21 protein-coding genes are annotated in these 23,649 nt (G+C 34.1%); 18 read left to right on the forward strand and 3 right to left on the reverse strand.

Annotation, left to right across the window (positions count from 1 at the left end):
- The first annotated feature begins 43 nt into the window (after window positions 1-43).
- The 7 genes from rlmB (at window position 44) to SMGD1_RS07815 (ending at window position 7,289) form a co-directional block, all read left to right on the forward strand.
- The gene (rlmB, locus tag SMGD1_RS07785; RefSeq protein WP_008336098.1) at window positions 44-724 is read left to right on the forward strand and encodes a 23S rRNA (guanosine(2251)-2'-O)-methyltransferase RlmB; all 681 of its coding nucleotides are present in this window, start codon (window positions 44-46) and stop codon (window positions 722-724) included.
- Complete coding sequence (locus SMGD1_RS07790; protein WP_008336986.1) at window positions 721-1,497, forward strand: hypothetical protein; 777 nt, start codon at window positions 721-723, stop codon at window positions 1,495-1,497. Before rlmB ends, SMGD1_RS07790 begins: the two co-directional genes overlap by 4 nt.
- On the forward strand, window positions 1,491-2,327 hold the full coding sequence (locus SMGD1_RS07795; protein ID WP_008335482.1) for a hypothetical protein: 837 nt from the start codon (window positions 1,491-1,493) through the stop codon (window positions 2,325-2,327). Before SMGD1_RS07790 ends, SMGD1_RS07795 begins: the two co-directional genes overlap by 7 nt.
- Window positions 2,328-2,397: 70 nt before the next feature.
- Window positions 2,398-3,618, forward strand: a complete 1,221-nt coding sequence (locus tag SMGD1_RS07800) for an LL-diaminopimelate aminotransferase (protein WP_008335049.1) — start codon at window positions 2,398-2,400, stop codon at window positions 3,616-3,618.
- A gap of 1 nt (window position 3,619) precedes the next feature.
- Window positions 3,620-4,879, forward strand: a complete 1,260-nt coding sequence (locus SMGD1_RS07805) for a homoserine dehydrogenase (protein WP_008336687.1) — start codon at window positions 3,620-3,622, stop codon at window positions 4,877-4,879.
- A gap of 9 nt (window positions 4,880-4,888) precedes the next feature.
- Window positions 4,889-6,958, forward strand: a complete 2,070-nt coding sequence (locus SMGD1_RS07810) for a molybdopterin oxidoreductase family protein (protein WP_008336839.1) — start codon at window positions 4,889-4,891, stop codon at window positions 6,956-6,958.
- Between the two features lies 1 nt (window position 6,959).
- A complete protein-coding gene (locus SMGD1_RS07815; protein WP_008335639.1) occupies window positions 6,960-7,289 on the forward strand; it encodes a YraN family protein in 330 nt (109 codons plus the stop codon).
- 2 nt (window positions 7,290-7,291) lie between these two features.
- Here the strand turns inward: SMGD1_RS07815 and SMGD1_RS07820 are convergent, their stop codons facing one another.
- Window positions 7,292-8,041 (reverse strand): DUF3108 domain-containing protein, encoded by a 750-nt coding sequence (locus SMGD1_RS07820; protein ID WP_008336335.1) that lies wholly within the window; start codon window positions 8,039-8,041, stop codon window positions 7,292-7,294.
- Window positions 8,042-8,102: 61 nt separating this feature from the next.
- Window positions 8,103-8,498 carry a thioredoxin fold domain-containing protein gene (locus tag SMGD1_RS07825; protein ID WP_008336176.1) on the reverse strand — a complete coding sequence of 132 codons (396 nt, stop codon included), beginning with the start codon at window positions 8,496-8,498 and terminating at the stop codon, window positions 8,103-8,105.
- Window positions 8,499-8,606: 108 nt separating this feature from the next.
- On the opposite strand from SMGD1_RS07825, the gene SMGD1_RS07830 reads away from it, so the two are divergent.
- The 6 genes from SMGD1_RS07830 to maf are packed head-to-tail and all read left to right on the forward strand — an operon-like array spanning window position 8,607 to window position 14,646.
- Entirely contained in the window at window positions 8,607-10,022 is a 1,416-nt protein-coding gene (locus SMGD1_RS07830) for an aldehyde dehydrogenase family protein (RefSeq protein ID WP_008335656.1), read from the forward strand.
- Window positions 10,022-10,462, forward strand: coding sequence for a 2-thiouracil desulfurase family protein (locus tag SMGD1_RS07835; RefSeq protein WP_008336897.1), 441 nt, complete (start codon window positions 10,022-10,024; stop codon window positions 10,460-10,462). Before SMGD1_RS07830 ends, SMGD1_RS07835 begins: the two co-directional genes overlap by 1 nt.
- 57 nt (window positions 10,463-10,519) lie before the next feature.
- The gene (gene alaS / locus SMGD1_RS07840) at window positions 10,520-13,069 is read left to right on the forward strand and encodes an alanine--tRNA ligase (RefSeq protein ID WP_008335681.1); all 2,550 of its coding nucleotides are present in this window, start codon (window positions 10,520-10,522) and stop codon (window positions 13,067-13,069) included.
- Window positions 13,069-13,551: a hypothetical protein gene (locus SMGD1_RS07845; RefSeq protein WP_008335422.1), complete on the forward strand. Its 483-nt coding sequence runs from the start codon at window positions 13,069-13,071 to the stop codon at window positions 13,549-13,551. Before alaS ends, SMGD1_RS07845 begins: the two co-directional genes overlap by 1 nt.
- Before the next feature lie 45 nt (window positions 13,552-13,596).
- A complete protein-coding gene (locus SMGD1_RS07850; protein WP_008335206.1) occupies window positions 13,597-14,076 on the forward strand; it encodes a PAS domain-containing protein in 480 nt (159 codons plus the stop codon).
- A 24-nt stretch (window positions 14,077-14,100) separates the two neighbouring features.
- Entirely contained in the window at window positions 14,101-14,646 is a 546-nt protein-coding gene (maf, locus tag SMGD1_RS07855; protein ID WP_008336142.1) for a septum formation inhibitor Maf, read from the forward strand.
- On the opposite strand, the gene SMGD1_RS07860 is transcribed toward maf, so the two are convergent.
- A complete protein-coding gene (locus SMGD1_RS07860) occupies window positions 14,643-16,967 on the reverse strand; it encodes a diguanylate cyclase (protein WP_008335092.1) in 2,325 nt (774 codons plus the stop codon). The genes maf and SMGD1_RS07860 overlap by 4 nt on opposite strands.
- A gap of 191 nt (window positions 16,968-17,158) precedes the next feature.
- Between SMGD1_RS07860 and SMGD1_RS07865 the strand changes: the two genes are divergently transcribed.
- The 5 genes from SMGD1_RS07865 to SMGD1_RS07885 all read left to right on the forward strand — a co-directional run bounded on the left by SMGD1_RS07865 (window position 17,159) and on the right by SMGD1_RS07885 (window position 23,646).
- The gene (locus SMGD1_RS07865; RefSeq protein WP_241761458.1) at window positions 17,159-18,931 is read left to right on the forward strand and encodes a sensor domain-containing diguanylate cyclase; all 1,773 of its coding nucleotides are present in this window, start codon (window positions 17,159-17,161) and stop codon (window positions 18,929-18,931) included.
- Between the two features lie 2 nt (window positions 18,932-18,933).
- Window positions 18,934-20,028 carry an aminotransferase class I/II-fold pyridoxal phosphate-dependent enzyme gene (locus tag SMGD1_RS07870; protein WP_008336757.1) on the forward strand — a complete coding sequence of 365 codons (1,095 nt, stop codon included), beginning with the start codon at window positions 18,934-18,936 and terminating at the stop codon, window positions 20,026-20,028.
- Window positions 20,029-20,093: 65 nt separating this feature from the next.
- The gene (locus SMGD1_RS07875) at window positions 20,094-21,107 is read left to right on the forward strand and encodes a DNA adenine methylase (RefSeq protein ID WP_008335730.1); all 1,014 of its coding nucleotides are present in this window, start codon (window positions 20,094-20,096) and stop codon (window positions 21,105-21,107) included.
- Window positions 21,104-22,873 (forward strand): AlwI family type II restriction endonuclease, encoded by a 1,770-nt coding sequence (locus SMGD1_RS07880; protein WP_008335428.1) that lies wholly within the window; start codon window positions 21,104-21,106, stop codon window positions 22,871-22,873. The genes SMGD1_RS07875 and SMGD1_RS07880 overlap by 4 nt, the downstream gene beginning before the upstream one ends.
- The gene (locus SMGD1_RS07885) at window positions 22,870-23,646 is read left to right on the forward strand and encodes a DNA-methyltransferase (RefSeq protein ID WP_008336449.1); all 777 of its coding nucleotides are present in this window, start codon (window positions 22,870-22,872) and stop codon (window positions 23,644-23,646) included. Before SMGD1_RS07880 ends, SMGD1_RS07885 begins: the two co-directional genes overlap by 4 nt.
- Window positions 23,647-23,649 lie beyond the last annotated feature (3 nt).

Below are 23,649 nucleotides of genomic sequence, written 5' to 3' on the forward strand. Positions count from 1 at the left end.
ATAAACTAACTCTATTATCACTTTTTTTTGCTAAAATGTCTTCATGTTAATTTATGCTAAACAACCAGTCCAATATATAATAAAAAATTATCCAAATAAGATAAGAACTCTCTATCTTGCAAAAGACGTTGATAAAAAAGAGTATTCTGAATTAATGAAGATGAATTTTGAAGTAAAACGTATACCTGCAGATGCTGCAGGTAAGATGTGTAAGAATGCTAATCATCAAGGCATCCTAGCTGAAGTGGATGATTATGAACTACACCCATTTAACTCTTTTTTGGACAAAGATTTCGTTCTAGTTCTCTCCGGCTTAACAGATGTTGGAAATATTGGTGCAATCGTTAGAACTGCTTATGCGCTTGGTGTAGAAGCAATCGTAGCGTGTGGAATTAAAAAATTAAACTTTGAACCTGTCATGAGAACTAGCACCGGCGCTCTGTTTGATATGCCTTTTGCCTTGCAGCATAATATACATGATGTTATGAATGATTTAAAAACATCCGGCTTTTGCATCTATGGTGCAGATATGGGTGGAACAGACATAAGAGATGTGAAGATAAAACAAAAGAGAGCTTTAGTTTTAGGAAATGAAGGAGAAGGTTTAACTTCTCGTATAGTCTCAAAACTAGATGAAGTTGTTAGTATACAAATGTCACATGATTTTGATTCTTTAAATGTTAGTGTGGCAGGAGCTATTTTGATGGATAGGATGAGAATATGAGTGATGGACTTAGTAAGTTAAAAAGTATTGGTGCTCAAAAGATACATGAGCAAACCCATATAGCAAGACAGCATGTTCAAGCTGTGCTTCATGAAACTTTTGATGATCTTACTAAGATTCATCTTTTAGGTTTTATCTCAATTTTAGAGAGAGAATATAGCGTAGATTTGAGTGATCTAAAAGAAAAAGCTAAAATTTTTTATGCTGGAGAGAACTTATCTGATGAGCAGGATACAAAAGTTTTCGTATCACCTAAAAAGAAAAAAAATTATACACTTGTTTATATAGTAGTTGTTGCAGTAATATTTGCAGTAGCTGTCTCATTTACTCTAGACCTAACATCAACTGCATCAGACAAGTCTAAAAATCATGTAATTGATAATAGAGCAATAAACCATGCCAAAGACAGTATGTCTCAAAATGCTACAGTAGAAGAGATAAATGCTACTATACCTGTGGTTGTTGAGACAGAACCTGAACCAATAGAGATTGTAAAATCTTTTAAAATTATTACTTCATCACAGCTTTGGATAGGTTATATAGATTTATCAACATATAAAAAAAATCAAAAACTTTTTACGGGTGAGTTAGATCTTGATCCTAATAAAGACTGGATATTAACACTTGGACACGGTTATGTTAAAGTTGAGCTAAACGGAGAGGTCACAGAGTTCAAAGAAAAATTAAACATTAGACTTCTGTACAAAGATTCGAAATTATCAAAGATAAGTTTTAAAGAGTTTAAAGAATTAAACAAAGGTAGTAAATGGTAAAAGTCTTTTTTGCCATCCTACTCGCTTTTTCTATATCGTTAGGTGATGAAGTAAAAGAAGTAGATCTTTTAACACAAAAAATACAAACTCTTATAGAACCACAAGTTTATAAGCAAAACAGTGCATATATAGATATTATATTTTCTCCTAAATCAGACTACTATTCAGGAGATAGAGTAGATGCTGTAAAAATTATACAGACACTAAAAGATAATGGACTTTTAAATCTATTTTTTGAAAAACCAAGTGAGGTGACACTGCATTTTAAAACGAGTGGCTCACCTCTGTTTTTTGTAAAAATTATGGGTGATACTCTAAATAACATAGGTTATTACAGATATGTAACAGAGGAATCAAACCTTAATAGCTCAGAGTTTACTTGGACTATCAATTTAACTTCAGAGTATGCCACTGACCCTCTTATACTTCAACAAGAACTTTCTAAAAGTGGTTGTAATATTGTAAATATATATAGAAATTCTCCAACAGACTGGACATACGTGGTTGACATGAGAGATGGTGAGTTAAATGTTGAAACTCTTATGGATGGTATGGAAGTAAAATTAAAAAGATCTCTATATGCTAAATGGATAAATGTTTCACAAGTTAAAAAGCTATTAATTACATCTTCACCAAGAAATAGTTGGTATCCGTACATTGCTCTTTATGACAGCTCTTTGCATCTATTAAAGGTGATAAAAAGAGATAGTAAGAGAAGTAATATATCACTAAAATTTAAAGATAATGTACACTACGTAAAAATTTCAGATATTTACACTCTCAAAAATATACGTGATGACCTCGTTTTAACTCCCATAGGTGCAAGATAGATAAATTATATTAGTAAAGTATAAACATTTTTCGCTAAAATACCATCAATAATTTAACCAGGAATATTTGATGTTTGATGAAATACAGTTTGACAGAATAAAAAAGTTACCGGAGTATGTTTTTGCTGAGGTAAATGGGCTTAAAATGGCTGCACGTAGAGCAGGTGCAGATGTTATTGATTTTTCAATGGGAAATCCTGACGGAGATACCCCAGAACACATTAGAGAAAAGCTTATTGAGTCTGCCCAAAAAACAAAAACTCATGGTTACTCTACTTCAATAGGTATTCCTAAACTTCTTATAGCAATCTCAGATTGGTATAAAAGAAGATATGACTGCGATTTAGATCCAATGAAAGAGTGTGTCGCTACGATTGGTTCTAAAGAGGGTTATGCACATTTAACTTATGCTATTACAAACCCAGGTGATGTTGCTGTTATGCCAGATCCTACTTACCCTATTCATGAATTTTCTTTTATCTTAGCAGGTGGTAATGTTGTTAAGTTTGCAATTGAGTTTGATGAAGATTATAAAGTTAAAGAAGATAAATTTTTTGAAGATTTAACAAGAGTTTTTAGAGAATGCTCACCAAAACCAAAATATGTCTTAGTTAACTTTCCTCATAATCCGACAACAGCAACAGTGACACAAGAATTTTATGTTCGTTTAGTTGCTATGGCAAAAGAGAAAAGATTTTATATTATAAGTGATATAGCATATGGAGATATCAGTTTTGACGGTTATGTAACACCTTCAATTATGAGTGTTCCAGGAGCAAAAGATGTTGCTGTTGAGAGTTTCACTCTTTCAAAAAGTTATAACATGGCGGGTTGGCGTGTTGGCTTCTTTGTTGGAAATAAAAAGCTAATTGGTGCTCTTCAAAAAATCAAATCTTGGTTGGACTATGGAATGTTTACTCCTATTCAAGTTGCAGCTACAGTTGCATTAAATGGAGACCAGCAATGTGTGAAAGATATTACCGATAAGTATAACCATCGTCAGGAAATACTCTTAGAAGCATTCAATAGAGCAGGTTGGCATATGCGAAAAAATCAGGCGAGTATGTTCGTTTGGGCAAAATTGCCTGAATGTTGTGCGCATTTAGGTTCGTTAGAGTTTTCAAAAAGACTTCTAACTGAGGCTGGTGTTGCAGTAGCTCCTGGAATAGGTTTCGGTGAGGCTGGTGAAGGATATGTTCGTATTGCTCTAATTGAAAACGACAACCGTATTCGTCAAGCAGCAAGAAATATCAAAGAGTTTTTAAAACAGTTTCAAGAAGAAGAGAAGTAGAATGATTAAAGTAGGAATAATAGGCGTTGGAACTGTTGGAACAAGTGTAGTAAATATTTTAAAAGACAATGCTGATGTTATTTCTGCTCGTGCCGGTCAAGACATAGTTGTTAAGAGTGGAGTTGTTAAAAATCTTTCTAAAGATAGAGGTATAGATATAACACTTACAGACAACGTTGATGATATTTTAAATGACCCTGAAATAGATATAGTAGTAGAGCTTATGGGTGGAGTTGAAGAGCCGTTTGAAATTGTTAAACGTGCACTAAAAAGTGGTAAAGCGGTAGTTACTGCAAACAAAGCACTTTTAGCATATCACCGTTATGAGCTTCAAAGTCTGGCAAATGATATTGCATTTGAGTATGAAGCTAGTGTTGCTGGCGGTATCCCTATTATCAATGCTCTTCGTGATGGATTATCTGCAAATCATATAGAGTCCATTATGGGAATTATGAATGGTACTTGTAACTATATGTTGACAAAGATGGCAAATGAAGGTGTTTCATATGACGCTATCTTAAAAGAAGCACAAGAGCTAGGTTATGCAGAATCTGATCCTACATTTGATGTTGGTGGATTTGATGCGGCGCATAAACTTCTCATTCTTGCTTCTATTGCTTATGGCATAGATGCAAAACCTGAAGATATCTTAATCGAAGGTATTGAGAATGTAACTTCAGATGATATAGCATTTGCAAAAGAGTTCGGTTATGCGATTAAGCTTTTAGGAATCGCAAAGAAAGATGGTAATGAAGTTGAGCTTAGAGTTCATGCTTGTCTAATTTCTAAAGATAAAATGATTGCTAAGATTGATGGTGTTATGAACGGAATCTCTGTTGTTGGAGATAAGGTTGGTGAAACACTATACTATGGTCCTGGTGCTGGTGGGGATGCTACTGCAAGTGCTGTTGTCGCTAATATTATTGATATTGCCAGAAGTGGCAAATCTAGACCAATGCTTGGATTTGATAAACCTTTAGAAGGCAAATTAACTCTAAAAGCAACCCAAGATATAAACTCAAAATACTATATTCGTATAAATGTTTCTGACCGTACAGGTGTGCTTGCAAAAATTACTAAAGTATTTGAAGAAAATAATATTTCTGTTGAGACTATGCTTCAGCGTCCAGCTACAGCAGCCTCAGCAAATCTTCTTTTTTCTACGCATATTGCACTAGAAAAAGATATTCAAAATATGATAAAAAGTATTGAAGCATTAGAATTTGTAAACATGACTCCGGTGATGATTAGGATAGTATAAAGGACTATTATGGAAAATATTGAGACAATAGACAGCGTATGTACTTACTGTGGGGTTGGTTGTGACATAGCAGCCAACGTTGATACCAAAGAGAATAAAATTAAGAGTATATTTGCACATCCAGATGGTGTAGTTTCTCAAGGTAAACTTTGTATAAAGGGTAAGTATGGCTTTGACTTTGTCGATGCTCCAGATAGACTTCGTATTCCTCGTATCCGTAAAAGTTTCTTAGAAAAAAATCCGACAATTAAAGATGCTATAGGTTCATCTCTTGTTGAGTTAGATGATATTTGGTATGAGACAAACTTGGATGATGCTACTACAGCGGCATCTATGAAATTAAAAGAGATTCAAGCCAACTATGGTCGTAAATCAATAGCGTCTATTGGTGGAGCTAGAACATCTTGTGAGTCTGTTTATCTTTTTCAAAAATTTACACGACATACGCTAAATAGCCCTCATGTGGACAATTGTGCTAGAGTTTGTCACTCTCCATCACTTAGTGGGATGAAACGTACTATAGGTGAGGGAGCTGCAACTAACCCTTACAACGATATTTATAATGCTGAGTTTATGATAGTTATAGGTTCAAACACTACAGAAGCTCATCCTATCATTGCAAACCGTATAATAGACGTTGCACGTGATCATGATAATTTAGCAGTTTTTGATATTCGTGAGATAAAGCTACATAGATTTTCTAAGTACAAAGGTATCATGCCACATGAAGCTAACCTACTTACTCTAAATATGCTTGCATATGTAATCATAGATGAAGAGTTATATGATGAATCTTTCTTAGAAAACCGTACTAAAGGATTTGATGATTTTAAAGAAAAAATCATGAATGACCCTTATGCTAACCCTAATTATTACAACGAAATAGAAGGCTATGAGTATCTTTCTAAAATGATAAGAAAAGTGGCTAGGGAGTATGCACTTAAAAAGTCCATGATTTTCTGGGGACTTGGTATCACTGAGCATATTGATGGTTCATACGCTGTTATGGCGATGGTGCACCTTGCACTTATGACTGGAAATATTGGAAAAAGTGGAGCAGGTCTTATGCCTCTTCGCGGTCAAAATAATGTTCAAGGTGCTTGTGATATGGGGATGCTTCCATATTTTGATCCAGATTATCAAGAACCAAAAGAGGTTGGTCTTATGACTCCTCAGTTAGTTGATGAAATGCTTGAAGATAAAGTAAAAGCAGTTTTAAATATTAGTGAAGATTTAACACATATACATCCAAATCTCAACAAAGTTAATAAGGCTTTTGAAAAGTTAGAACTTTTAATGGTTCAAGATTTGTTTATGACAGATGTAGCACAGAGAGCTGATATAGTTATTGGTGTAAAATCAGCGTATGAGAAAACAGGTGTATACATAAATGCTATGCGCCGTCTGCATCTTTCTCAACCACTTGTAAAATCAGACCTTCCAGATGACTGGGAAGTAATACAGTTAATGGATAACAAGATGGGCGGAGATGCCTCATATGTTAGTTCTGAGGAGATATGGAGAGAAGTTCAAAAGGTAGCTTATAGACGTTTTTCTGGAGCAGACTATCATAGACTTGAGAAACATCGTAAACGTGGACTTCAGTGGCCAGTACATACCGAAGACACACCTATACTTCATCAACTAGACTTCCGTACAGATGATGGATTAGGTCATTTTCACTATAACCAGTATAAACTTCGTGGAATGATAAAAGAGATAAAAGAGAAAAAACTTACAGGTTATCATTTAAGTACAGGTAGAACAATCGCTCACTATAATAATGCAGCACAAACTTCAAGAAGTGAAAGCTTAATGAAACGTTATGATGAAGATGTTTTACTGGTTTGTGAAGAAGATGCTGCGGACTTTACAAGTGACAGAGTTATTTTAAGAAGTGAATTTGGAGAAACAACGCCACTGACTATTAAAATAACAGATAAAGTTCAACCAAAAACATTGTTTTCGACATTCCATCATGCAAAAAGTAAAATCAATGCACTCTTTGGAGATGCACGAGACGAAGTTATTATGACTGCCGCATTTAAAACTATAAAAGTAGAAGTAATTAACTGCTAATATGAGTAGAGCCAAGGGAGATTTAGCCGAAGACAGAGCGTGCAAATTTCTCTATGAAAACGGCTTTATGCTTGTAGATAGAAACTTTTACTCTCGTTTTGGCGAGATAGACATCATTGCTACCAAAGATGAAGTTCTACACTTCGTTGAAGTAAAAAGCGGACTTGACTTTGAGTCCGCTATACAAAACATAACTCCAAAAAAATTATCAAGACTTATAAGAACAGGCAACGTTTATATGAAGAAAAATAAGCTTGATGTAAACTTTGTTTATGATGCCATTGTTGTGACACCAAAAACTGTAGAGATTGTCGAAAACATCACTATTTAGCTTTATTTTACTCTTCTGACTCGTGCATTTCCAAAAAATAATATGCCATCGATTCTACTCTCTTGGAGAATGTTGTCTGCATCTAAAATAAATGTAGCATCGTTTGAGCCGCCACTAAGATAATCTTTTTCTACACTTACCGTATAGATATACTTGTCTTCTTCGTGCTTGATGTGTTTTACAATTACACCCTCCTGAGTGTCCTTGCTTCCAAGAGCAGTCATACGTTTTAGTTCATTTTTTTTCATTGATAAGAGATTGTTTTTTTTGTTGAAAAACATACTTATCATATCATCACCAAAGATAGTATCCAAAACTTCTTTTTTGTTAGTTTCAACATCTTCATAACTGGTATCATAGCACACACGAATAAGATTGAATGTAGATGTTTCCACTCTCTCTTTCTTATACTCACTCACATAGGTTTTATTTTTAGCATAGTCAAACGTATATGTTTTTATCTTTTTAAAATCCTGAGCATACTCAGAGTTAATATATTTTTGAGGAATAAGCACGCCATCCTTTACTTGACCGATACTCTGCATAACATACTTCTTATGATTTGTGAGTGCACCGACTATACCTGAACCAGTACCAATAATGGTAATATTATATTCCTGCCCATTATTTGCATAAGTAATTTCAGCATCTGCAATCTTGCCAAACAGGGACAACTCACCCACATAGTCCATCTTTATGCTACTAGCCGACAGAGTTAAAGAAATCAGTATCAATAATATTGTTTTTTTCATACATACCTCCTCTTTATTATTAAAATATCAAAATATTATGTAGATTAAATGTGATGATTCTTTAAGGCTCTTTTTTTAGTTCAACTTCATCAAGCATATCATAAAAGCCAGCGGGTTCTCTGCTGCCTCTGTCATCATGAATTATTTTACCTTGTGGAGTAAGAAAGTAATGTCTTGGAACACCTTTAATAGCAAACTGTTTAGGGATTTTATGTTGATCTCTTGAGAGGTATAAAAGTATATACTCTTTTTTTAGCCTACTGATGACTTCATTTTTTGAGAGAGTTAGTTGTTTAAACCTATCGCAAAATCTGCACTCATCTGCACCAACAAATAAGTAAATATCTTTGTGCTCCTTTTTTGCCTGAGATAGTGCTTTATCATAGTCGTGTAACCAGTTAAGTTCGTAGCTGTAAAGAGACGATATAAAAAATATAGTAAATATTAGAATTTTCATAGATGTATTCTACAAGATAATATTTAAAATGATATAATTTTTAAAAATAAATTACAGATAGTATGAAGTAATTAAAGATAATTTAACTTTTTTTGGTAAGGAAACTAAATGGATGCAAATATATTTTTTGGCTCAACAGAGCTTACAAGTAGCAGTTATAGTGAAAGAAAAAGTCCTTACAGTGGACAAGTTGTTTCTCGTGCTTGTGTATGTTCTCAAGAAGATGCAATAAAAGCACTGAATATAGCTGATAAAGCTGCAAAAGAAGCGAAAAAATCAACTCTTTCTCAGAGATGTAACTGGCTTTTAGATGTTGCAAGTAAGTTAAAAGAAAATAGAGAAGATATGGCTCAAACTATTACAGATGAAGTAGGGAAGCCTATAGCTTTTGCTCGCATCGAGGTTGACAGATGTATAGAGACTGTAACACTTTCTGCAGAAACTATGCGTACTATGCATGGTGAGACTATAAACACGGATGCTATGGTTAGCGGTAAAAAGACGACAGCATTTTTTACTCGTGAACCGGCCGGTGTTGTTGTCGCGATAACTCCTTTTAACTTTCCGCTAAACCTTGTCGCTCATAAACTTGCACCAGCTCTTGTTGCAGGTAATGCGGTAGTTTTGAAACCTACTCCAGAAGCACCTTTAACTGCATATAAATTTGCAAAACTATTCATAGATAGTGAGTATGCAATAAAAGATGCTCTAAGTGTTGTTTACGGAGATGCTGAGGTAGGAAGTGCTTTAATATCCAGTGATATACCTAGGGTAATCAGTTTTACAGGTTCTGTTCCTGTTGGGAACATCATTACGAAAATTGCTGGAATAAAAAAAGTATCGCTAGAGCTTGGCGGAAATGCAGCAACCTATATAGATGCAAGTGCTGATTTAAACCTTGCAGCCGCTCGTTGTGCCTTTGGTGCTTTTGTAAATTCCGGTCAGGTTTGTATATCTCTTCAGCGCATATATGTAAATACTGATATCTATGATGAGTTTGCTCTTAGAATGGCAGAAGAAACAAAAAAACTCGTTGTCGGTTCACCTTATGATGATGATACATTTTTAGGCCCACTTATAGATGATGAATCTGCTTCTCGTGCAATGCGCTGGGTTGAAAGTGCCATGACAGAAGGTGCAAAACCTCTTCTTCCTTTGCAGCGTGATGGAAGAATGTTTAATCCTTGTGTAATGGCTGATGTAAGAGATGATATGTCTATAGTTTGTGAAGAGGTTTTTGCCCCTATTGTTTCTTTGATAAAAGTTGATAATTTTGATGATGCTCTTCCTCGTATGAACAACTCACCTTATGGTCTTCAGTTCTCTGTCTTTACAAATGATTTACGCATAACTCAGCGTGCAATTTCTGAGTTGGAAGCTGGTGGGATAGTTATAAATGACATACCTACACTTAGATTTGATATTCAGCCTTATGGCGGTATAAAACTTAGTGGAGTAGGGCGTGAAGGACCTAAGTTTGCAATAGAAGAGATGACAGAAGTAAAAAGCGTTATCATCTGCTAATGCGTAAAAAAGTCATAATATCTGCATGTTTGCTTGGGCATCTATGCCGTTATGATGGTAAGACCAAAAAAACAAATGAAATCGTAGAAGCATTTAAGGCTTATGAAATCATTCCTTTTTGTCCTGAAGCACCTATCTTTGGTACTCCAAGACAAAGAATATCAGTAGTCCAAATTGATGGAAAAAATCTAATAATCACTGATGAAACAAACGAAGATGTAACTCAAAAATTAGAGGATGAAATCAACTCGTTTATAAAAAAATATCCAGATGCACATAATATAATTTTAAAGTCAAAAAGTCCAAGCTGCGGATTTGGAACTACACCTATTTTAAATGAACAAAGAGAGATATTAAATTACTCAAATGGAATTGCTGCTCAAATATTCCAAAATAACTACATAAACACCAAAATAGAAGATGAAAACTCTTACCTTTAACTAATTTTATCCCCATTTTTAGATATAATCGCGTAATTTTATAAAAGAGAATAATAGATGGATATTAGAGAAGAGTACTTAAAATTTTTTGAGTCAAAAAACCATGACAGAATAGCATCGGCACCGTTGGTTCCAGATGATGCTTCGCTTCTTTTCAACAACGCTGGTATGGTGCCTTTTAAGTCAATATTTACAGGTGAAATCCCGAGACCTGCCAACCCAAGAGCTACTTCATGTCAGACATGTTTAAGAGCCGGCGGAAAGCATAACGATTTAGAGAATGTTGGGCACACTGCAAGACACCATACATTTTTTGAGATGCTGGGTAACTTTAGTTTTGGTAATTACTTTAAAGAAGAAGCTATAGATTATGCATGGGAATTTATTACTGAGGTAATTAAACTTCCTGTTGACAAGCTTTGGGTTACAGTCCATGAGAGTGATGATGAAGCTGAACTTCTTTGGCAAAAACATGTAAGTAAGGACAGAATCCTTCGTCTTGGAGATGATGATAACTTCTGGCAGATGGGTGATACTGGGCCATGTGGACCGTGTAGTGAAATCTTTTATGATCAAGGTGCTGAGAATTTCTCAGGCGAAGAAGATTATCTTGGTGGCGATGGTGACAGATTTTTAGAGATTTGGAATCTCGTTTTCATGCAGTATGAAAAAAGTGCTGATGGAACAATGACAGAACTTCCAAAACCTTCTATTGACACAGGTATGGGGCTTGAACGTGTTGTAGCTATTAAAGAAGGTGCTCTTAGTAACTATGGTTCATCTCTTTTTATGCCAATCATTGTTGATGTACAAAAACTAATTGGCAAAGAATATGAGTATGTATCTGGTGCTTCATACCGTGTAATTGCTGATCATATCAGAACTACAGTTTTTCTTTTAGCTCAAGGTATCAACTTCTCAAATGAGGGTCGTGGTTATGTACTTCGTCGTATTCTTCGCCGTGCAGTAAGACATGGTTACCTTCTTGGATTTAGAGAAGCATTTATGTACAAGCTTGTTGACACAGTTGTAGAAATTATGGGTGGTGAATATGACTACTTAACGGTTAAAGCTACTGCTGTTAAAGAGCAAATAGAACTTGAAGAGGCTAGATTTTTTAAGACTATTGAGTCTGGAATCGCTCTATTTGAAGAAGAAGTTTTAAGCACTAAAGAGACTTTTTCAGGAGAAGTAGCCTTTAAACTTTATGATACTTTTGGTTTCCCACTTGATCTTACAGAAGATATGTTAAAAGGTAAAAACCTTAAACTTGACTCTGCTAAATTTGAAGAGTTGATGTTAGAGCAAAGAACTCGTGCAAAAGCTGCTTGGAAGGGTAGTGGAGATGCAGATACTCATGGTGACTTTAAAGAACTTTTAGAGAAGTTTGGTGAAAACACTTTTGTTGGTTATGAGTTTATGGCTCACTCATGTAAAGTACAAGCACTTCTTGATGAAAATTTTAAAAGTGTGAGCTCACTATCACCTGACACAAAAGGCTGGGTTCTTTTAGATATCACTCCTTTTTATGCTGAGAGCGGTGGGCAGACAGGAGATTGTGGAGAGCTAGAAGGTTTTGCAAAAGTAGAAGATACAAGAAAATTCTTTGGTCTTAACCTTTCTCAAATCTCTGTGATTGACGAGTTGAAAATTGGTACAGTTGTAGATGCTAAGGTAGATATTTCAAGAAATGAAATTACTAAACATCACTCAGCCACTCACCTTTTACACGCAATTTTATATGATGTTTTAGGAGATCATATCTCTCAGGCAGGATCACTTGTTGAATCTGATAGACTTAGATTTGACTTCTCTCATCCAAAAGCCTTGACTCAGACTGAGTTAGTAGAAATTGAGACAAGAGTCAACAATGATGTTCTAAGAGCAATACCTGCAAATACTCAAGTTATGGGTATTGAAGATGCTAAAAATAGTGGTGCTAAAGCTCAGTTTGGTGAGAAGTACGGTGATGAAGTTCGTGTTGTTAGTTTTGACAGAGCATCTGTAGAGTTTTGTGGTGGAGTCCATGTTGACAATACTGCAAATATTGGCTCATTCATCATCACAAAAGAGAGTGGTGTAAGTGCCGGTGTTAGAAGAATCGAAGCAGTTTGTGGTCAAGCTGCATACAAATACTTTTGTGAGCAAAGAAGCTTAGTAAAAGAAGTAGAAGCTGAAGTTAAAAACCTTGATGTTTTAGCAGGTATATCAAGACTAAAATCAAATATAGCAGAGTTAAAAACAGAGCTTAAAGAGGCTCAAGAGAGTTCAAAAGTAGAAATAACTGCTAATGAGATAAATGGTGTAGCCGTTGTAGTTGAAGAGCTTGCATCTGGCGATATAAAAGAAAAAATTGATGAACTTAAAAACCAAAATGAGAAACTTTGTGCAATGCTTTTTCAAGTAAAAGGCGATAAGGTTCTTATAGCTGCAGGTATTAAAAATGCAGATGCTAAAGCTGGTGATTGGATTAAAGAAATTGCTCCTATTTTAGGCGGCGGTGGCGGCGGTCGTCCAGATTTTGCACAAGCTGGCGGAAAAGATAAGACTAAATTACCTGAAGCGAAAGTTGAAGCTCTAAAATTTATTACAGAGGTTCTTTCTTAGTGCAAGATTTTTTCTTAAATTATAAAACTATAATAGTTTTTTTACACGTTATTTCAGCTGTAGTGTGGGTTGGTGGCATGATAGCTATGCGTTACGCTGCTCATCCATCATTTATGGAGATAGAGTCTCCAGCTAAAAGATTAGAACGTATAGCGCATGCACTGAAGAGATTATTTACTATAGTTCTTCCTTTTGTAATTATTCTGATTCTAACTGCTGTCGTTATGATAAAAGGCTATGGTCTCTCACAAAGTGAATATAGTGTTTTTTCACATGCTAAAGAGGGAATCTGGTCTATTATGTTTATCAATCTTGTTGTAATGATGAAGAGAAGAAATAGAGCTGATAAGATGTTAAATGATGGTAACTTTGCTGGCGCTAAGGGACAATTAGAACTTATTGGAAAATATATGGTTCCGACAAATATCATTTTAGGTGTAATTGCTATTTTTATTGGAACGTATTTTTCTTCTACTCTTTAACATTTTTTGGTTAGAATAATAGATAATTAGAGCAAAGGAATTTCAATGGAAACAAAATTTGATATGTTTTATGAGACAGAAGTACCAGAAGATGAACTTATAGTATCTCGTGCAGATTTTTCGGGAATAATAACTTACGTGAATGAGACTTTTGCGGATATTTCAGGATATGAGCCTGATGAGCTTATTGGTCATCCACACAACATCATACGACATCCAGATATGCCAAAGTCCATTTTTGCTGATTTGTGGGATACTCTTCAAAGAGGAGATATTTGGCATGGTTATGTGAAAAATCGTCGTAAAGATGGTGGCTATTACTGGGTATATGCTAGGGTTTCAACTGTTATGAAAGATGGAGAACCTGTAGAATATAAATCTGTTAGAGAACCTGTTTCAAGAGAAAAAGAGATAGAAGTGCAAAATCAATATGATAAGCTTCGCTCCCAAGAAGAAGGAATAACTAGAGTTGTTTTGTATGTTAAAAATGACAAACTTGATTTAGCTAAGAAACTTGAAGAATAGTTATTTTCTAAAGCACTTATTATCATGATAAGATTGGCATCAGGTTCTGTAACTCGTGCTCAACTTCTACGCGCGGCCGGAATAGAGTTTATTCAAGAAGCAATAGACTTCGATGAAGACTCTATCATAGCAACTTCTCCAAAAAACTTTGTATATCAAGCTACACTCGGAAAGTATGAGGTAAATCTAAAAGAGTTCGGATATGAAGATTATCCACTTTTAGTTGCCGATACTGTGGTAACTGCAAAAGGTCAAATCCTTAGAAAAGCAAAATGCGCTGATGATGCCAGAAATATTTTGATGACCCAAAGTGGAAATATAACTTCTATTGTTACATGTATGATCTACCATTCAAAAGAGAAAAAAATTATAGATATATCTCAAACTGACTATATATTTGATGAGTTCAATTTTGATGATTTAGATGCTTATTTGGCAAGTGGTGAGTGGAGAGGAAAAGCCGGAGCTTGCATGGTTGAGGGTTTTTGCAAAGCCTACATAAAAGAAGTTAGAGGCTTTGAGAGTACTGCAATGGGATTAAATACAGAAGTTTTAAAAGCTTTTATTTAGTCGTTTACGCAAACTCTGTTTCTACCACCATCTTTAGCCTTGTAGAGTAAGTCATCTGCTTCTCTGTAAAGCTCTTCTTCGTTCGTTATAGCTGAATCTTTTACTACTAAACCAAATGAAGATGTTACATACTGGCTAGCAGTGTTGTTTGCATGTTCAATTTTTAGATTCTCTATGTTTTGTCTAACCTGTTCTATTAGCTCTAAAGATTGTTCTTTATCCAAGCCTTTAAACAAAATACCAAACTCTTCTCCCCCAAGTCTAAAGCAGTAATCGTCTGCTCTGCTTAGAGATGATTGCATAGACTCAGCTATCTTTTGAAGGGCTTCATCACCACTGATATGGCCATATGTATCGTTATAAAGTTTGAAATAATCTATATCCAAAATAGCAAAAGATACATGCTTTTTTTCACGTTTGGCACTGTTGATGAGCTGTGGAAATTTTTTGTTGAAATATCTTCTATTGTAAAGATGTGTTAACTCATCAGTTATAGAAATCTCTTGGAGTTTTCTCTCAGTCTCTTTACGTGTTCTTATTTCTAGTTTTAGTTTTTTATTTATTCTCAAAATTATAAACAGGATAGAGCTAAAGATAAGCATAATCACAGCTAGCCATTGTAAAATAGGTTTATAGTTTACATTTCTGTCATAGTTTACAGAAATCCATTTATTTAAAATCTCTTGTTTTTTATCGGGTGAGATTTGAGCTATGGCTTTGTCAAATATATCTTTTAATATTGGCTCATCATTTCTGACTCCAATCCCTAATTCCCATTTTTCATCAAACTTACCTGCAATTTTCAACTGACCTATATAATCTTTTTGAATGTGGTAACCGGTAGTAGCCAGTGTGCCTATAAGGCCAAAAATATTTCCTTCTTTTACCTGCTCAAGTCCATCCTTTACATTTTGTACTTCGACAAAATTCATGGTAGGATATTTTTCTCTTAAAATCTCTCCATAAGCATAACCTTTTACAATTCCTATATTTTTATCAATAACTTTGCTAATATCACTTATAAAAAACTCATCTAAATTTGTTACGATTACCAATGGAATACTCAAATATGGTTTAGTGAATTCCAGCCATTCTCTTCTCTCTTTAGTTGGCATAACCAGAGAAAAAATATCGCACTTTCTTGCTTTAGCGACCTCAAGAGATTCTCCCCATGTTTTTGTGTTAATCATTCTTATAGGTATGTTAATTTCATCTTTTAACACATCAATATAATCAGCACTCATCCCGATATGTTTTCCATTTTCATTTTTTTCAAATGGCATCCAGTCAGGGTCAATACACATAGTGATTACTTTTTTATTTTTCAAATAATCGCTTTCTTCATCTGTGAAAAGCTTGTTCTTCTGTGTATCATTTAGAACAGAATTTTCATTGAACGGTTCAAAGATATAATCATTTGTAGGAATATCATTTTTAATCAATCCATGTCTTTTATATATTTGAAGAGTATATTTTATTCTTCCCTTATCCAGAGTACCGATAGGAATAGATTTATGTTGTATAACTTCTTCTATAGCATTTGCCTCATATCTAAGGTGCTCTATAGATTTGTTTTTTGCATATTTTTCTTTAATGATTTTTATAATCTCTTCTTTATGCTCTAGTGCGTAATACCAGCCTTTTATAGTTGCTTGTTTAAATTTTTCTACTCTTTGTGGATGATTTTTTGCCTCTTGTAAATTTGTAAAAAGCATGTCGCCATATAAGTCAAGACCATAGTTCGCAGGATTTATAATGTTTATATCTACCCCTTTTTCTCTAAAGTAAAAAGGTTCATTTGTAAGATAGCCAGCATAGGCATCTGTTGTTTTACTTATCAGTGAAGTATAGTCTTCTTTGTCCTTGACTCTATCAAGAATAGGAGTCACACTGATGTTTTCAAGCATAGACAAAATTCCAAAACCATCTGTGTCTTTTTTGTAGAACATTAATTTTTTATTCTTAAGCTTATATGGAGAATCTATGCCACTGCTTTTGAGTGTAAGTATTACACCTGGAGAGTGTTGAAAAATAGGTGTTACAATAGTCACAGGTTCTTTTTTTGCCTTATAAAGAAGCAGTACAGAATCAGATATGCCATATTCTGCTTCACCGCTTATAACCTGTTGTATATTATTTTTTACTCTATTTCTCTCTCGTATCTCTACATCAAGCCCAAGCTCGCTGTAAAAACCTTTTTCCTTTGCAGCATAGTAACCTGCAAATTGAAATTGGTGTAACCATTTTAGTTGTAAGGCTACTTTTTCATTGGCAAAAAGAGAGACAGAAGCGGTAAAAAATAAAATAAAAAATAGTCTCATGTAGCACCTGATATGTAATTAGTTCAATTGTAGTACAAATGTCCTGATAAGTCATTAAACTTTGCACTTTGTAATATATCTCACAGAATAAAATAAGATTTTATTTAGGATAAAACTATTTAGTGATAAAATAGTAACAAAAAAGGCTAGCTATTTTAAAACACTATAAATTATATCTACTAATATCGGCAGTGTTCTTGTTACTCTTATATACTAGTTGGCAGTATATAGATTTTTTAAAATCTAAAAGAGATGCTCTGGCTGCATCAAAGCACAAAATCCAAGCACTCTCTATGCATGAAAAAGTAAGTAGTATGATTTTACAAAAGCAAAAGTCTACTGTTGCTATGGCTTTGAGTATAGCAAGTGATCGGTATTTAGCAGAGAATATTAAAAATAGGCATATTAAAAGAGATTATTACAAAGAGCTTATTGAGAAATTTAGAGAAAATACACTATATAAAAATATATGGATACAACTTCTAGATAAAGATATCAACTCACTCTACAGAAGTTGGAGCCCAAAAAGAGGTGACAGTCTTAAAAATATTAGACAAGATTTAGTAAATGTTGCCTTAACTAAAAAGGTGGCTTACTCTGTAAGTGTCGGCAAGTTCAATTTAACCATCAAAGCTATAGTTCCACTTTTTATAGGTGAAGAATTTATAGGTATTATTGAGGTAATTTCACACTTTAACTCTATCTCAAAGCAGTTAAAAAAATCAAATATAGACTCTGTAGTAGTACTCAAAAAAGAGTTTAAAAAACAGCTTGAGTATCCATTTACAAAACTATTTATTGATGACTACTACGTAGCAAACTTTGACGCACCACATGAAGCTCGTGATTACTTAAAAGAAAATGGAATTGAGAAGTATTTCAATAATTCATATAAGATAGAAAACGGCCAAATAATAGCTTCTTATGAGCTGAAAAACAAAGATGAAAACCCTGTTGGTTACTACATTATGTTTAAGAAAATAGATACTATCTCAAATATGGATTTAGACTTTTTTATGTTTAAGTGGCTTACACTTGGCATTATCGTTATAATGAGTATAGCTATAATCGTAAGTACAATGCTCTTTTTTGCAAACAGAAGACAGAAAAAATACTTTCACAATATTATAAACTCTGCTACAAATATTGTACTTATAAATAATAGAAAAACACTCTTAGATGTAAATATGATATTTTTTAAATATTTTGACAGATATAAGACTCTTGAAGAGTTCAAGAAAGATAATGAGTGCATCTGTGACTTTTTTGTAGAAGAAGAAGGATGTATCAAGGCAGATATGGATGGCGTTAAATGGGTTGATTATCTTGTAGAAAACCACTCTAAAGTTCACAAAATAAAAATAGATATTTTTGGTAAGGTCTATTATTTTTCTGTAAGTGCTTCTAAGGTTTTAAAAGAGAAAAATTACTATAGCATCGTACTAACCGATATCACTGAACAAGAAAATTATAAAAAAGAGCTCGAGCATCTGAGTGTTACAGATGCCCTCACTGGCATCGGAAATCGCAGATATTTTCATCAAAAGATAGAAGAAGAGATACATCGCGCCAAGAGATATCAGCATCCACTCTCTTTAATCATGTTTGACATTGACTTTTTTAAGCATGTTAATGACAAGCACGGACACAGTGTTGGTGATGAAGTTCTTATAGAGTACACTAAACTAATAAATTCCCTTCTTCGTGAAGGAGATGTGTTTTGTAGAATTGGTGGTGAAGAGTTTATAATCATACTTCCACACGCTTTAAGAGATGAGGCACAAAAAATTGCTGAAAAATTAAGAGCTAAGATAGAGTTTTGTCAAAAAGTTATTCCGATTACTATGAGTTTTGGCGTTGTTGAATACATAGTTGGTGAGGAAATAGAGTTTATCTTTAAAAGAGTAGATGACGCACTTTATAAAGCTAAAGAGAGCGGAAGAAATATAGTTGTTGTTGGGTAGATATGTATTATGAAAATGAATTAAAAGCTTTAAAACGCTCGGCTAGATATAGAACTAGAGAAGTAGTGGACAACAATGTTTTAGACTTTGCATCTAATGACTACTTAGGTCTTTCACACAACAAAAAACTGCATAACCGAACTTGCCAAACACTATCAGAACTCCCCATTCACAGTTCAAAAGCTTCTCTTTTGGTAAATGGTTACCATCAGATACATAAAGATTTTGAAGACTCTTTAAAAGAGGCAAATGGATTTGAAGATGCAGTAGTGTTAGGGAGTGGTTTTAATGCTAATATAGCTCTTATAGAAGCACTTGTCAGACGTGGCGATGATCTTTTTATGGATGAGCTTTATCATGCCTCAGGAGTGCTAGCATCTCAGATAAACGGTATAAATGTAAAGTATTTTAAACATAATGATATGAAAGAACTATCTGAGATGTTAAAATCTTCAGATGCTAAGAGAAAGGTAGTCGCAGTTGAAGGCATCTACTCTATGGATGGTGACTTAGTAGACTCTGAGGTTTTTAGCATCTGCGACAATGAAGATGCTATTCTTATCGTGGATGAAGCGCACAGTAGCGGTGTTGTTGGAGATAAACTTATGGGTGTTTTTGATCTTTACAACATAGATGCAAAACCAAACCACATAAAGATGGGAACTCTTGGTAAAGCATACGGAAGTTTCGGTGCATACATTTTAGCATCTGAGCATATAGTTGACTACCTTATAAACCGTGCAAAACCGATCATCTACGCTACGTCACTATCTCTTTATGATACTTTACTGGCTCATAATTCTCTGAAGTACATACTCTCAAACATAAACTCTTTAAAGGGCGAAATAGCAGTTCGTCAAAGAGTTGTTAGTGAGGAGCTTGGCATCAGTGTTGAGGGTCTAATAGTCCCAATACTAATCGGTGATAATGCAAAGGTAGTAGAGATTAAAAACAGACTTTTTGCAAACGGTTATGCAGTCGGTGGCATCAGACAGCCAACTGTCAAGAGTGCTATTATCAGACTTATTGCCAGACTTGGACAGAGTGAAGAGGAACTAAGAGCTTTGTGTAAATCAATAAAAAGTATGACAGTTTGAAATATTTAACAAGAGAGGCGCATTTTTTTTGTACAATTGTACCAATAAAAAGTTGGAGATAACTCTTGTATAAAATATCGCAAAGAAGATACCTAGGCAATAAAAACAGAATTTTGGATTTTATAGCCGAGATCATAAAAGAAGAAGTCGGAAATTTTAACTCTCTATGCGATATCTTCTCTGGAACAGGTGTCGTCGGAGAGTATTTTAATACAAAAAACAAGAAGATAATCTCTAACGATCTTCTTTACAATAACTACGTTTCACTAAACGCTTTTTTAAATCCAGAGCCTTTCAATGAAGTAAAACTCCTAAAAATTATAGATGATTTTAACAAGCTTGATGTTGATGAGAGCAACTACTTTTCAGATAACTTTGGAGATAGATATTTCTCAATGAAAGTAGCTAAAAAGATAGGCTACATCAGAGAAAATATCAGAGACCAGTTTGTAAATAATTTTATTAGCCAAAAAGAAAAAAATATACTTTTAACATCTTTGATGTACTCAGTTGATAGAATTGCCAATACTGTCGGACACTATGATGCATACATAAAAAAAGATATAAAAAAGCAAGAACTTGTTATGAAGATGCTTGAAATTTATAATGATAAAAACAGTAAAAATGAAGTACATAACAAAGACGCAAATCTTCTTGTAAGAGATATAGAATGTGATGTTTTATACCTTGACCCACCGTACAACTCTAGACAATACTGTGATGCCTATCACCTTCTTGAAAACCTCTCTTTATGGAATAAACCTGAGGTCTTTGGAGTGGCGAAAAAGTTTGACAGAACTAAGATAAAAAGCGACTACTCAAAGATTAGCGCAGCAGAGAGTTTTGATGACCTTATCCAAAACGCAAAGTGCAAATATATCTTACTTTCATACAACAACATGGGAGAAAAAGGCAACTCCAGAAGTAACGCTAAAATAAGTGATGAAGATATCATAAAAAGTATGTCTAAGCGTGGTGAAGTCAAGATTTTCGAGAAAGATTATAAGGCTTTTACAACAGGAAAAAGTAAGCATAGCGACAATAAAGAGAGAGTGTTTTTTGTTAAGGTCAAAGTTTGAGAAAAGCCTGGTCTATCTCAACGACTGTACGGAATCCAGAAAGACTGCGTAATTTTCTAATAACTCTAAAAGAGATTGAAAATGAAGAGTGGAATCATAAAACACAAATAGAGTTTCAAGCTAGACTTGTTAAAAATAGATATTATGGATTTGGGAGTACTCAATTTTATAATAATTTACCATCACATCTTGTTGAGCATATTCAAGATATTAATCATATTATTACTTTGGATGAAGCTGTACATATTTTAGAGGAAAGAAATTATCCAGAGGGAATAGCTATAAGAGGCAGAACATCATATAAGCCTCTTGAAAAAATAGGATTAGCTTCTATTGTAGATAGAAAAATAAAATTAACCTCACTTGGCAAATATTTATTAGAAGATGATTATGATTTAGGTGAAATGTTTTTCAAAAGCTTTTTAAAATGGCAGTATCCAAACCCAGTGGACAGAGATTTCAGAGATGCCAAGATTTATAATCTAAAGCCGTTCATCTTGACTCTGCATCTTATAAATGAAGTAAACAAAATTTGCAGATTCAAAGATATGAAAGAGGTTGGCATCTCTAAAACAGAGTTTGAGATTTTTGGACAGACACTTCTGAACTACAAAGATTTAGAGACTCAAGCTAAGACTTTAGTTGAGTTTAGATTGGCACTAAAAGCGATTAAACCTCACAAAGAAAAAAAAGAGTTCATTCAAAAAAATATAGAAGAATTTTTAGCAGATTTTACAAATATAGATAACAATAATCTAAGTGATTATGCAGATAACACTATAAGATACTTTAGACTTACAAGACTCATTCACATTCGTGGTAATGGTTTTTACATAGACCTTGAACCAAGAAGAATGGTAGAGATAAATGCACTCTTAGAGACTTATGATGGAAGCAGTGATGAGTTTAGTAAGAAAGATTATATAGATTATATATCAGATATTAATCTACCTGTTTTACCGTGGCAGAGTGAGCAAGAGCAGAAGAAGATATCAGATGCGATAAAAGTGGAGGTAGAAGCTTTAGAGTTTGAGTTAGAGATGCAAGAATTTCTAGATGCAAAGAGTGTAGAAGAACTTAGAGAATACCGAAAAAAACTCCAAAATATAAAGATAAAAAAAGAGCTTCAAAATCTCTCTAAAATAGATGAGACCATAGATGCACTAAACAACATAAGAAACTTAGATTTAAAGCCTAGTATAGCTCTTGAGAAGTACATAACGATGGCTCTAAACATCATCAACGATGCGAAAGAGATAAGAGCAAATTCTTTGGTTGGTGATGATAATGAGTTTATATTTACAGCTCCCGCAAACAAGCCTGATATAGAGTGTTACTATGAGAGTTTCAATAGTATCTGTGAAGTTACGATGTTAAATGGAAGAGATCAGTGGCATAATGAAGGTCAACCTGTTATGAGACACTTTAGAGATTTTGAGAACTCTTCATCTAATAAATCTAACTACTGTCTGTTTGTAGCTCCAAAACTTCATAGGGATACTATAAATACTTTCTGGTTTTCGCTAAAATACGAATACGAAGGAACCAAGCAAAAAATAGTTCCATTTACGATAAATCAAATAATAGAAATTTTAGAAGTTATTAAAAAGTTAAAAGAAAAAGGTAAGCTCTTTTCGCATTTGCAGTTTCAAAATATACTAGATGAAATCGTCGCCTTAAAAGATGAAGATAGTGTAAATAATTCTGATGATTGGCTAAGAGCCATACCAGAGTCAATAAATAAATTTAGGAGAGAAGTTTTATGAAGTTAGACCAAGTTTATAACGCCGACTGCATCAAAACTTTAAACGATACAAAAAAGATTGCAAAAGAGAGTGTTCAGCTTATTTTTGCAGACCCTCCTTACAATCTCTCTGGAAATGCTTTGAAGTCTACAGGTAGTAAAACCGGTGGTGATTTTACTATGGTAAATGAAGATTGGGACAAAATGGAAGAACAAGAGTTTATCACTTTTACTAACGAATGGGTGAAATCTTGTAAGGATATCTTAAAACCAAACGGTTCTATCTTTATTGCCTGTTCTTATCACAACATGGGCGAGTCTATTATGAGTCTGAAGTTGAATGGTTTTGATATAAAAAATATCATAACTTGGAACAAATCAAATGCGATGCCAAACCTAACACGAAGAGTTCTGACGCATACTACAGAGTTCGTTATCTGGGCTGTTAAAGGCAAGGGTTGGATTTTTAACTACGATATTTTAAAAGAGTTAAATCCTGAGAAACGTCAAGATGGAACAGATAAGCAGATGCGAGATATCTGGACATTGCCACTTTGTCAGGGTAAAGAGAGATTGCGTGATGCGGATGGGAAAAAAGCTTTGCATCCAACGCAGAAACCAGAAGAACTTTTAAAAAGAATAATTTTAGGATTTTCAAATGAGGGCGACCTAGTACTAGACCCTTTTGGCGGTAGCGGTACAACACCTTTTATAGCTAAAAAATACAAGAGAAATTATATAGCAATAGAGCGTGAGAAAAAGTACGCAGATGCGATAAGGCAAAGAGTAAGTTAAGTA

The organism is Sulfurimonas gotlandica GD1, from assembly GCF_000242915.1.
GTDB lineage: Bacteria > Campylobacterota > Campylobacteria > Campylobacterales > Sulfurimonadaceae > Sulfurimonas > Sulfurimonas gotlandica.